This is a genomic window from Bacillus sp. SD075 (assembly GCF_017355165.1).
Taxonomy (GTDB): domain Bacteria; phylum Bacillota; class Bacilli; order Bacillales; family DSM-1321; genus Peribacillus.
The window spans coordinates 148,460-160,476 of the sequence record NZ_JADILK010000004.1 but is presented as its reverse complement, the minus strand read 5'-3'; the positions used below and the strand labels follow the sequence as shown (position 1 = coordinate 160,476).

General features: G+C 42.3%; 10 protein-coding genes. 9 read left to right on the top strand and 1 reads right to left on the bottom strand.

The features are described 5' to 3' along the window. Nucleotides 1-40: 40 nt before the first annotated feature. Nucleotides 41-826 carry an SDR family oxidoreductase gene (locus IOC57_RS05300; protein WP_207437727.1) on the bottom strand — a complete coding sequence of 262 codons (786 nt, stop codon included), beginning with the start codon at nt 824-826 and terminating at the stop codon, nt 41-43. 207 nt (nt 827-1,033) lie between these two features. On the opposite strand from IOC57_RS05300, the gene IOC57_RS05295 reads away from it, so the two are divergent. The 9 genes from IOC57_RS05295 (at nt 1,034) to kynA (ending at nt 11,911) form a co-directional block, all read left to right on the top strand. Continuing rightward, entirely contained in the window at nt 1,034-2,038 is a 1,005-nt protein-coding gene (locus tag IOC57_RS05295) for a Gfo/Idh/MocA family protein (protein ID WP_207437726.1), read from the top strand. 74 nt (nt 2,039-2,112) lie between these two features. Beyond that, complete coding sequence (locus tag IOC57_RS05290; RefSeq protein WP_207437725.1) at nt 2,113-2,421, top strand: iron-sulfur cluster assembly accessory protein; 309 nt, start codon at nt 2,113-2,115, stop codon at nt 2,419-2,421. A gap of 21 nt (nt 2,422-2,442) precedes the next feature. Next, complete coding sequence (locus IOC57_RS05285) at nt 2,443-3,564, top strand: NADH-dependent flavin oxidoreductase (protein ID WP_207437724.1); 1,122 nt, start codon at nt 2,443-2,445, stop codon at nt 3,562-3,564. A gap of 910 nt (nt 3,565-4,474) precedes the next feature. Next, nucleotides 4,475-6,115 carry a SulP family inorganic anion transporter gene (locus tag IOC57_RS05280; RefSeq protein WP_207437790.1) on the top strand — a complete coding sequence of 547 codons (1,641 nt, stop codon included), beginning with the start codon at nt 4,475-4,477 and terminating at the stop codon, nt 6,113-6,115. Between the two features lie 85 nt (nt 6,116-6,200). Then, entirely contained in the window at nt 6,201-6,614 is a 414-nt protein-coding gene (locus IOC57_RS05275; protein ID WP_207437723.1) for a MerR family transcriptional regulator, read from the top strand. Between the two features lie 236 nt (nt 6,615-6,850). After that, nucleotides 6,851-8,365: a carboxylesterase/lipase family protein gene (locus tag IOC57_RS05270; protein ID WP_207437722.1), complete on the top strand. Its 1,515-nt coding sequence runs from the start codon at nt 6,851-6,853 to the stop codon at nt 8,363-8,365. A gap of 50 nt (nt 8,366-8,415) precedes the next feature. Continuing rightward, on the top strand, nt 8,416-9,684 hold the full coding sequence (kynU, locus tag IOC57_RS05265; protein WP_207437789.1) for a kynureninase: 1,269 nt from the start codon (nt 8,416-8,418) through the stop codon (nt 9,682-9,684). A 14-nt stretch (nt 9,685-9,698) separates the two neighbouring features. Further along, entirely contained in the window at nt 9,699-11,048 is a 1,350-nt protein-coding gene (locus IOC57_RS05260; protein WP_207437721.1) for an amino acid permease, read from the top strand. Nucleotides 11,049-11,065: 17 nt separating this feature from the next. After that, nucleotides 11,066-11,911 (top strand): tryptophan 2,3-dioxygenase, encoded by an 846-nt coding sequence (kynA, locus tag IOC57_RS05255; protein WP_207437720.1) that lies wholly within the window; start codon nt 11,066-11,068, stop codon nt 11,909-11,911. Nucleotides 11,912-12,017: the final 106 nt, after the last annotated feature.

Here is a 12,017-nt window from a genome sequence, read left to right as displayed (position 1 = left end):
ATGTGGATTTCAGCTTTTCCTTTAAGGGGGTAAGCATGAATCATAATAGTGATTCTGCTCCATCGATATAAACTTCCGTGCCCGTAACATGGGAAGACATGTCTGATGCTAGAAACAATACGAGATCACCGGCTTGTTCGGTAGTACCCGCTTTCTTCGCCAGGGGCTGAGAGCCTTGCGGATATTCAATTGGAATCCTGATTTTTTTCAAGTTTTCATCTTCTGGGAATGTGTTATCGTGAATGTTCGTATCGATGGAGCCGGGACAAATGGTATTTACCCTGATTTTATATCTTGCCAATTCGAGTGCAGCCATTTTTCCGAAAGCGACTTGACCAGCTTTGGATGAACTATAAGCGGAAAAACCAAAATTCTTAAAATATCGATTTCCATTGATGGAGCTGTTTATTACGATGCTGCCACCCGTTTCCTTCATGTAGGGAATGGCATATTTGATGGTGAGAAAGGTGCCTTTGAGGTTGATGGTATGTGTCTGATCCCAATCTTCTGGCTTTATATCTTCTATAGGGGCAATCACTCCGTTGATGCCTGCGTTTGCAAATACAAAATCAATTTTCCCAAAACGTTCATAGGCTGACTTGTAGGCATGTTCAACCTGCTCAGCCTTGGAAACATCCGTTTTAATGATTAAAGCCTCTCGACCAAGGTTTTCCACTTCTGCCTTCACTTTTTCGGCATTTTCGACTGTTCGGTCAAAAAAGATGATGTTCGCGCCGTTTTCAGCTAATTTGAGTGCTGCGCCCCGGCCAATTCCCGAACCTCCACCGGTAATGATGGCAACTTTGTTTTTCATTAATTCTGTCATAAACTTCACACGCTCCTTTTAAGTCTTCTTTTCCCATTTAGGGAGTATGTAGAAACATCATGGCAGTGGTATTATAAAAAAATTATAAACGAATATTGCCTGAAAAATCCAATTTAAACAGTTGCGAGTGTTCATTATACTTTGTTTTTTATTGAATTGTCTGTATATTGAGGACATAATTAAGTTTGCTTGAAAGGAGATAGGATGTTGATAAGATTTGGAGTGATAGGTACAAATTGGATCACGGAACGATTTTTGGAGGCTGCAAAGCATGTAGAGGAATTATCATTAACCGCCGTGTATTCACGTGCAGAAGAGAAAGCAAAAGAATTTGCCAATAAATACGAAGTACATACGATTTTTACGAATTTAGAAGCTATGGCCGCCAGCGATGAAATCGACGCTGTATATATAGCAAGCCCTAACTCTCATCATTGCAGGCAAGCGGTGTTGTTTTTAAAAAATAAAAAACATGTATTATGTGAAAAACCAATGGCATCAAATGCGGCAGAAGTCATGGAAATGATTGAGGCAGCAAAACAAAATGATGTGCTATTGATGGAAGCGATGAAATCGACCATCATGCCGAATTTCGAAAGTATAAAGGGGAATCTGGATAAAATCGGGAAGGTGCGACGTTTTTCGGGAAGCTTTTGTCAATATTCATCACGATATGATTCGTATAAACAAGGTACTGTGCTGAATGCATTCAATCCTGAATTCTCCAGCGGCTCTTTAATGGATCTGGGTATTTACGTCCTCTATCCACTTGTAGTTCTGTTCGGTAAACCCAATAAGGTGCAGGCATCTGGAACGATGCTTGAATCAGGAGTCGATGGGCAGGGGACGATTCTGCTTTCCTATGATGAAATGGAGGCAGTCGTCATGTTTTCCAAGATTACTGAATCCAATTTGCCATCGGAAATTCAAGGTGAACTTGGAAGCATCATCATTCAAAAAATTTCAGGACCGCAAGCGGTGGAAATCCAGTATCGCGATGGTACCACTGAAAATATTTCAGTTAATCAGGATAGCCCTACCATGTATTATGAAGCGAAAGAATTTGTTGAATTGATACAGCAGGGGAAAATGGAGTCTGACATAAATTCATTTTCGAACTCACTGTTGACTATGGAAATCATGGATGAAGCAAGAAAGCAAATCGGCATCGTCTTTCCTTCAGATCGGGGAATGCCCAATCATGAAGGGTGAAAATGGATGTTATTGATAGCCTTTAATTGGGTAGAATTCAGTATAGGGATAATTTTATTGTTGGGGGAATGGACATGAATTGCAAAATAAATCGTCACGCATCAAAGGTCTTACATAAAATGCTGAGCACTGAAGAAGCCAAAGGGAAAATGATTCGTGTATATATTACCCATATGCATGGCAATCATGCCCATTATGACATGAAACTAGATACACCGACGGAGCATGATGAAATCGTCAAAACAGATAAAGATATCGATATTTTGCTTGATTCACGAGAAGAATTTCTGGATGGTGTTTGGATTAAATATTTTTATGTACCTGAAGAAGGTTTTGAAATCACGAACCCTTCTAAAGAACCGCACGGACATCATCACCACTAAGAGTAAAGGGGGAGGATTGGCATGAATCAAAAATACGAAAAGATCTTTCAACCATTTATATTTCCTTCAGGGGTAGAAGTTAAAAATCGTATCATGATGGCTCCTATGACCACTTATTCTTCGGATGATCAAGGTGTTGTAACCGATGATGAACTGGCCTATTACGCTGAACGCTCGGCTGGTGTAGGTGCTGTGGTCACGGCATGTGCCTATGTATCTGCTGGTGGCAAGGGATTCCCGGGCCAACTTAGTGCAGATGACGATTTCTTTATCCCATCCTTGAGAAAACTAGCTGAAACGATTCAGTCCAACGGGTCAAAAGCGGTTCTGCAAATATATCATGGAGGCCGGCAGAGTCCGCCGGAATTATTGCCTGATAACCAACCTGTATCTGCAAGTGGCATTGCTTCCAGTGAGGAAGCACCTGTACCGCGGGAAATGAGTGAAGATGAAATACTAGATGTCATTAAGGCATTTGGCGAAGCAACAAGAAGGGCCATCGAAGCAGGCTTCGATGGTGTGGAAATCCATGGTGCCAATACGTACTTGCTTCAACAATTCTTCTCGCCACACTCCAACCGGCGTACGGATAAATGGGGTGGAACACTGGGAAAACGATTGATTTTCCCGCTTACCATTGTGAATGAAGTTGAGAAAACGGTTGCTGAACATGCGAAAAAGCCGTTTATCATCGGCTATCGCCTTTCTCCTGAAGAAGGTAGCAATCCTGGAATCACTTTAGATGAAACGATTCAATTCGTTGATAGATTGGCGAATCAAAATCTGGATTATCTACATATATCGGTAGGTCACTTCTGGAATGGCTCATTCCGTGAGAGTGATAGGACAAAGTCGCGCATCGTTAAAATTTACGATAAAGTAGGTAATCGTATCCCGGTGGTCGGTGTAGGATCACTGCATACACCCGATGAAGTTGCAGAAGCTATGGAAACGGGTGTCCCTTTTATCGCCCTTGGCCGTGAACTTCTTATGGAACCGCATTGGATTGAAAAAATCAGGTCTGGAAAAGAAGCGGAAATCCGGACTACCCTCTCAAAAAAAGATCAGGATGAATTGATCATTCCAGATCAGCTTTGGGAAAAGTTGATTCAGATAGAAGGTTGGCTCCCGGTTGTGGAGTGATTAGTAACATCTTGAATATGTGTAACCCGTCCCCCAAAGGTGGACGGGTCAGACTGTAGACAAACTCAATGGAAATCAAGTTTGTCTATTTTTATGAGTTGTACAATGTAGCCGTTGATTGGAACGAAAGGCACTCGCTTTCCGCGGTGAAGTGCACCTCCTATTGTTAGATATGTGTCCAACAAAGGGGGTGCACTTCACAATCCTGCGGGGTCTCAGCCTTTCCTCTATTTCCCTCAGAGTCGATTGTCTTCCGCTCCATTACACTAGATGTTTAAAAATAGGATTCAAAAAGCAACAAAATCTATGGAAAAGAACAAAGAAAGACCCGATCTATTCGCCGGGAAATTCCGCTTATAGATCGGGTTTATCGTTGACTAAAATTCTTATGTCCCAGCCTCTTTCTGTATATAGAGTCCTGAATTTTTATCAGAGCATGTTTTGAGCAATCCTTCCTTCTCAAAACATGCTTTTTCTATTGGTCATTAATCAAGGTTTCCGGTATGGGGAATTAGTCCAAAGTTCAAACCTCCTGATTCGTAGTCTAAATCTCCGGATTCAAATTAACCAGACTGGAAGTATGGTCCTGAATTGTAACACAAATGTAAAAAGATGCAAAAAGTTGTAAACAAATGTTAACGTTGCTAACAATGTACAGTTTTACGTTTTACTGTATAATGTTGAAGCGTGGTCGAGAACCATGTCAAATAACCTTACAAAAGGAGAGTGCATATGACGATTATTTCTCAGTTTTGAAGAGTCCCCCGAATGGTTTGTCCCATTGAAAAAAACTACAATAGTTAGATTAATTTCGATCAAGCAACTCCCTCTAAAAAGAAAGTATGTCATTTTTCCTGATGATGGTAGATTCCAATCTTACAAAACGAATAAGGATGTGAGTTTGAAAAAGATGATAAAAGATTCTAGATTTCAAGGATATAACATGAAGGGTTTTCAAAAAGACGTAACGGCAGGATTGCTTGTAGGTGTTGTAGCGATTCCATTAGGGCTGGCTTTTGCAATTGCATCAGGCGTCGAACCGATTTACGGATTATATACGACAATCATCGCTGGAATCCTCATATCGATTTTGGGTGGATCCAAGTATCAAATTGGAGGACCGACCGGCGCGTTTGTTCCTTTATTATTTGGAATCGTCATGCAATATGGGTATGAAAGTCTGCTTATTGCCGGGTTTTTAGCGGGAATGATATTAGTCTTGATGGGTCTTCTTAAGTTAGGTAATTTGATGAAGTTCATTCCCCGTCCAGTCATCATTGGATTTACAACAGGAATTGCGATAATAATCTTTTCAGGGCAAATTGCCAACTTCTTTGGTATGAAAGTGGAAAAACATGAAGCGTTCATGGATAACATGAAGGAACTGGTGATTAAAGCTGATACGATCAATATATATAGTGTGATTGTTGCAATTATATGTTTTGTCGTCATACTGCTGGCACCTAGACTTCTGCCACGAGTGCCAGGACCGCTGCTGGGCCTGTTAATATCAACAATGGCAGCTTACTTTTTATTTCCCGATAAGGTGGCTACGATTGGCTCCACGTATGGAGCGATTCCAAGAGGATTTCCGGAATTCCAAGTACCGGAGCTTTCATTGGAACTCATTATCACACTCCTTCCCGTTGCTTTTACAATTGCCTTGTTAGGCGGTGTCGAGTCATTGTTATCCGCTACCGTGGCTGATAACATGGGGGGAACCAAGCATGATAGTAATAAGGAATTGGTGGGGCAAGGAATCGCGAACATCGCGACCCCATTTTTTGGCGGGATACCTGCAACGGGGGCTATTGCCAGGACAGCTACCAATATAAAAAGCGGGGCAGTCTCCCCGATGTCCGGAGTCATTCACGGAGTTGTCGTTTTACTGGTTTTGCTAGTCCTTTCTCCATATGCAGAGCATATACCTTTGGCTAGCATGGCGCCCATACTGATGTTTGTTGCCTGGAATATGAGTGAAAGAAAGGAATTCGCACATGTATTGAAAACGAAGACGGCAGATTCTGCGGTTTTGCTAGTCACCTTCCTCGTCACTGTCTTCACTGATTTAATCATGGGAGTGGGAATCGGCTTATTGATTGCATTCATCACCTTCATTGCAAAAATGAGCCACACATTAAAGGTTAGGGAAAGAAGTCATGAGATTACTGAGATTGTCCCAATTGATAATTCGGATTCAAAGATCAATGTCTATAACTTGGAAGGTCCCCTCTTCTTTGGTTCGATAGATGTCCTGGAGTCATCGATATTGGCAAACTTGGATGATAATACGAAAGTGTTGGTATTAAGCATGCGCCGGGTAACATATATGGACACTTCAGCAGAGGCTGCACTATTGGCGATTGTTAATCGCATCGGAAACTATAAGGGGAAGTTAATCATTTCCGGAATCCAGCAGCAACCAAAGGAATTGTTACTCAGCACTGGCTTGTATCATAAGATAGAAAAACAGCACTTTTTTAAATCGAAGGAAGATGCCCTGTATTTTGCCAAGAATCAGTTGAAGGGTCATTCGGATAAAGTAGTATAATAGATTCATCTTAGAGGTCACCATAGTAGGATAGTTATGTTATAGTATCGTTAACAGTAGATTTTAAAAGAAGGTGACTATCTGGGTGAATATATATCGGATTGGCCAGCTTGCTGAACTTGCGAATGTTTCAAGAAGAACCATTGACTATTACACACAATTAGGAATGCTGAACTATGAAAAAACTGGGTCAAGATATCGATATTACACAGAAGATGCTTTAAATCGTCTTCAAGTGATTAATCGGTATAAAGAACAGAATATGCCGTTGACTGAAATCAAGGAACGGTTACAAGTCTTGTATGAAGCCACTGTTGATTCTGAGCAAGTGCTCTTGATGGTGGACAAGATATCTACAGACCTTAAAGGACTGGAAAATGAATTGCTTGAATTAAAGCCGTTACTGGAACAGCTCGATGAACAGCAATTAACATATGCTGCACAACAGCTTTCCGTTCGGGGCAGCTCTTTACTGAGCATCATTGCCATGCTCACCTAAGCTTTTTTGCCGACTTCAACAAAAAAGACCTGATTGGGTCTTTTTTTTGTTGAACTGGTCACTTGAAAATCTATATCCAATTACGATTCAAATTTAACCTGAGCTTTATATACGATAGCGGCACTTTATTTTGGCTGAACTGACCATATAGATCTTTTTTCGATAAGATGAAGGATATAAGGGAATGGAAAAAGAAGAACTTAAGTATCTACTACTATATGAAGAGGTGAAAAGGAATGATTGGATCAATAGTAACGACGGCAAAAGGACATCTCCAAGGTACAATGGAAAACGATATATGCGTTTGGCGGGGAGTCAGGTATGCGAAAGCGCCGATTGAGGCTCTGCGTTTCCGCTCACCGGAACCAGTTGATAATTGGGGCGGTGTCATGGATGCAGTGGATTTTGGTCCCATTCCCCCGCAGCCGATGGATCGGGCGGTAAGAACAGGAATGGCAGGGATTGAAAAAATGGATGAGGATTGCCTGTTCCTGAATATTTGGTCACCTAGAGCTGATGATAAAAAACGCCCGGTCATGGTCTGGATTCCTGGAGGAGCATATATAACGGGAGCTGGATCCCTTGATATGTACAATGGACATTTACTGGCTAAGAATGGTGATGTAGTCGTAGTAAGCATCAATTATAGGCTGGGGGCACTGGGGTATCTGGATTTTACCGAGTTGGCAGGTGATGGGGAGATATTTGAAACCAATTTAGGTTTACGTGATCAAGTTGCGTCTCTGAAATGGGTGAAAGAGAATATAGATGCGTTTGGAGGCGACCCTGAAAATGTTACGATATTTGGAGAATCAGCTGGAGGTAATGCGGTGACGACTTTACTTACTGTTCCTTCAGCGAGAGGTCTTTTTAAGCAGGCCATTGCAGAAAGTCCTGCTCCGACATCTGTTTACGGAAAAGGATTTGCGCGCCAATTCAGTGAAAGGTTCCTTGGCATATTGGGCATTGGAAAGAATGAAATCCACCGGTTAAAAACACTTCCAGTTCAAGAGATTGTCGCAGCCTCCTACCAACTTTTACGGGAAAATTCACAAGCACTGCCGGGCTCACTATCATTTGGGCCTGTCGTAGATGGTGACTTCCTGCCCGATTATCCACTAGATTCGATTCGATCCGGAAAAGAAAAGGGTATCTCTTTGCTTATAGGAACAAATAGGGACGAAGCGACATTATTCGACCAGATGGAACCCCCGTTAATCCCAACTAATGCGACGATGATTCATAAAATGTTCGAAAATACTGATCCAGAGGCGAAAGAGCGAATTACGAATGCTTATACAAACTTCCCAGAAAAGGAAGCAGTGCTTGGCATTGGCCGTGATGCGACTTTCCATATTCCCTCGGTCTGGTATGCGGAGGCATACAGCCGCTTTGAAAAAACTTGGATGTACCGTTTTGATTATAAAACGGTGGCAATGCGCATAAGTAAATTAGGGGCGACGCATGGTATGGAAATCCCTTTTACCTTCCAAACTTTCGACTCGGCATTTGGGAAACGGATTACTTCATATGGTTCAAGGCCAGCTGCCCTAAAGGTATCCCATAGAATGCAGGGGCATTGGGTCAACTTCGCGAAACATGGAAACCCCAATCCCCCGGAAGGTGAAATTTGGCCGAAATATGATGAAACCAACCACTACACAATGATTTTTGATAAAAAGGATTATATTGAAAAAGATCCTGACAGAATGATAAGGTTGGCATGGGAAGGGGTAGGGATTTACAAGTGAATAATAGTGGATTGGAAGAAAGCGGGGAGAACGTGGATATCAATAATTTCATGTCAACGAAAGAGTATGCGAAAACTTTGGATCAGGAAGATCCATTAGTTTCTTACAGAGAGGAGTTCTACTTGAACCACGGGATAATTTATATGGATGGAAACTCATTGGGACTTTTATCGAAGCGGGCTGAGGAAAGTTTAATGAAGTCATTGGAAGATTGGAAAAAGTATGGGATAGATGGCTGGACGAAGGGTGCCGAGCCCTGGTTTTACTTTTCTGAGAGATTGGGTGAATTGAGTGCTCCATTGGTAGGTGCTGTTGGGGATGAAGTGATAATGGGTGGGTCAACTACAGCTAATCTGCATCAGCTTGCCGCCACTTTTTTTGAACCGAGAGCTGGCAGGAATAAGATTTTGGCGGATGAACTAACCTTCCCGAGTGATATCTATGCACTTCAAAGCCAGCTCCAATTGCATGGGCTTGATCCTTCGGGACACTTGGTTCAGGTGAAAAGCCGAGATGGTAAATTCCTTGAAGAAGATGACATCATTGCTGAGATGAACGAGGAAATAGCTTTGATTGTACTTCCGACGGTTTTATATCGAAGCGGTCAGATCCTTGATATGGAGAGGTTAACAAAGGAAGCGCATGCGCGTGGAATCATGATAGGATTCGATGCCTGTCATTCCGTGGGTGCTGTTCCGCATTGGTTTGACAACTGGGAAGTGGATTTCGCATTTTGGTGTAATTATAAGCATTTGAATGGCGGACCGGGGTGTGTAGCGGGGTTGTATGTGAACCGTAAGCATTTTGCAAGGCTGCCCGGGTTGGCTGGGTGGTTTGGCTCGAGGAAAGATAAGCAGTTCGGTATGGAACATTCCTTTAAGCAGGCAAATTCGGCAGGGGCCTTCCAAATAGGAACTCCCCATATATTAAGCATGGCTCCCCTTTTAGGCTCGCTTGAAATGTTTGCGGAAGCGGGGATAGAACAAGTTCGGAAGAAATCATTGAGGCTGACTCAATACCTTATGGATTTATTAGAAACGGAATTGACGGGATATGGATTTGAAATTGGGAGCCCAAGGCATGAATCAAGAAGGGGCGGCCATATCATCCTTGAACATCCAGAAGCTGCGAGAATATGTAAAGCATTGAAACAAGAGGGCATCATACCCGATTATCGTGAACCGAATATGATTCGTTTAGCACCTGTTGCCCTTTATACCTCTTTTCAGGAAGTCTATGAAGCGGTAGAGGTACTCAAAAAGATCATGGACGGCAGATTATATGAAAACTATGAAAATAAAAGGGGAATCATTGCCTAGAAAGGGAGCAACATATGGAGAAAAATAAGCTGCATCGTGAATTATCATCGAATCAAATCACAATGATTGCCATGGGATGTGCAATTGGAACCGGATTATTTTTGGGCAGCGGCCTTGCAATTTCTACGGCAGGTCCAAGTGTACTTATCAGCTATGCAATTGGTGCATTCATTGTCCTTCTACTGATGGGTTGTTTGGCGGAAATGACTGTAGCCTATCCAACATCGGGATCCTTTGGGACCATTGCTGAAAAATATATAAGTCCATTTGCGGGTTTTGTTGTGAGGTATTCATATTGGATAGCGAATGTCCTTGCCATTGGTGTCGAAGTGAGTGCCATCGCTGTATATATGAAATATTGGTTCCCGGATGTACCTGGAAGCGTTTGGATTTTCCTTTTTGCTGCACTGCTAATCTATGTAAATGCGACGAGTGTCAATACATTCGGGAATTTTGAGTATGTATTTTCAATGATTAAAATCAGCGCCATTGTCATATTCCTTCTACTGGGCGCCTACGTGGTGATTGGCGCCGAACCTTCAAGCGGGATCGGTGTGGAGAACTATGCCAATGATGGAGGGTTTATGCCTTTCGGATTTTGGGGGCTCTGGGTCGCCATATTCATTTCGCTCTTCAGCTTTTTAGGGACTGAGTTGATTGCTGTGACGGCGGGGGAAGCGAAGGACCCGGATATAGCAGTCCCTAAAGCTTTGAAGGCTACTGTCTTCAGGCTTGCCACTTTTTATGTATTGACAATCGGGATCATGTTAATGATTGTTCCCTGGCAATCGGCTGGTATTGATAAAAGCCCATTTGTTAGGGTAATGGAAACCCTGAATATACCCGGGGCATCAGGGATAATGAATTTCATTATTCTAACCGCTGCTTTATCTGCAATGAATAGTCAATTATATGCCTCCACCAGAATGATCTATTCATTATCAGAGCAACAGCAGGCCCCAGCCCTATTTCAAAAATTGAGCAGGAAAGGAGTCCCGGTAAGAGCCCTTCTCATATCCACTTTGGGCATTTTTCTTGCTGCGGGAGTAAAGGTCCTGCTTCCTGATACTTCATATGCATTCATGATGGGAATATCGATGTTCGGAGCCATTTTAACCTGGTTCATGGTGTTCATTTCCCATTTATATTTCAGGAAGAGGTGGGAGAAATCAGGTGGCCGCAAATTACCGGTTAAAATGTATGGATTTCCATATCTAACGATTCTTGGTGCCTTTCTTTTGTTAGCTTTGACGGTATCTACCTGGTTCACTGGCCCGTTTAAAATCGTGCTCCATTTCGGTGTTCCTTGGCTGATCTTTCTTTGCATCGTTTATTTATTGATGTCGAAAATCAAAAGAATGTAAAGGGAAAGAGGGATAGTATGGATAAGGGACCAAGAGATGGACATCGTTTGGAAGAAAGTATGGTAACTGATTTTGAAAAAGATATGTCTTATGGGGACTACCTGCATTTAAATCAAATATTATCAAGTCAGCATCGGCTTTCAGGCCATCACGATGAAATGCTGTTCATAATCATTCACCAAACTAGTGAATTATGGATGAAATTGATCCTCCATGAATTGACTGCGGCAACAGATCATATTGAGGCAGGACGTTTGGAGCCTTCCTTTAAGATGCTATCCAGAGTGGCCAGGATCCAACAGCAACTTATTCAATCCTGGAATGTGCTATCGACCTTAACGCCATCCGATTATATGGAATTCCGGGAGAAACTAGGAAACTCTTCAGGGTTTCAATCATTTCAGAACAGGTTGATAGAATTTGCAATGGGTCAAAAGAATTCGCAAATATTGGCCGTTTTCCGTCATCAGCCCGTGCTTTATGAGTCGATGATGGCAGCCTTGAATAAACCTAGTATTTATGATGCGGCTATAGGGGCTATGGCTGCAAGAGGGCTTCCCATTGATCAATCGGTCTTGAACAGGGATTGGTCTGTCATTTATCAGGAAAATGCAAGTGTTGAAAACGCGTGGCTGACAGTTTACCGTGATGTGCATAAATACTGGGATTTGTATGAGTTGGCCGAAAAACTCGTTGATATTGGGAGTCAACAACAATTATGGAGATTCAATCATATGAGCGCCGTAGAACGGATCATCGGTAATAAAAAGGGAACTGGCGGATCGTCCGGTGTAAGTTATTTGAAGAAAGTGGTCGAACAGCCATTTTTTCCTGAGCTTTGGACATTAAGGACCAAACTCTAAGCTTTGACTGAAGGAGTGAATACCATGAATCAATGGTTGGATATTTCTTAGCGCATAATGAAAATGCGTCATGTTGCCCAGGAGATGCGCAATCGCTGAATTCATC

Bases quoted from the DNA above. Each gene is read 5' to 3' on its own strand.
- IOC57_RS05260 (WP_207437721.1), top strand. From the start codon at position 9,699: ATGGAGAAAAATAAGCTGCATCGTGAATTATCATCGAATCAAATCACA.
- kynU (WP_207437789.1), top strand. From the start codon at position 8,416: ATGTCAACGAAAGAGTATGCGAAAACTTTGGATCAGGAAGATCCATTA.
- IOC57_RS05285 (WP_207437724.1), top strand. From the start codon at position 2,443: ATGAATCAAAAATACGAAAAGATCTTTCAACCATTTATATTTCCTTCA.
- kynA (WP_207437720.1), top strand. From the start codon at position 11,066: ATGGATAAGGGACCAAGAGATGGACATCGTTTGGAAGAAAGTATGGTA.
- IOC57_RS05300 (WP_207437727.1), bottom strand. From the start codon at position 826: ATGACAGAATTAATGAAAAACAAAGTTGCCATCATTACCGGTGGAGGT.
- IOC57_RS05270 (WP_207437722.1), top strand. From the start codon at position 6,851: ATGATTGGATCAATAGTAACGACGGCAAAAGGACATCTCCAAGGTACA.
- IOC57_RS05280 (WP_207437790.1), top strand. From the start codon at position 4,475: ATGATAAAAGATTCTAGATTTCAAGGATATAACATGAAGGGTTTTCAA.
- IOC57_RS05290 (WP_207437725.1), top strand. From the start codon at position 2,113: ATGAATTGCAAAATAAATCGTCACGCATCAAAGGTCTTACATAAAATG.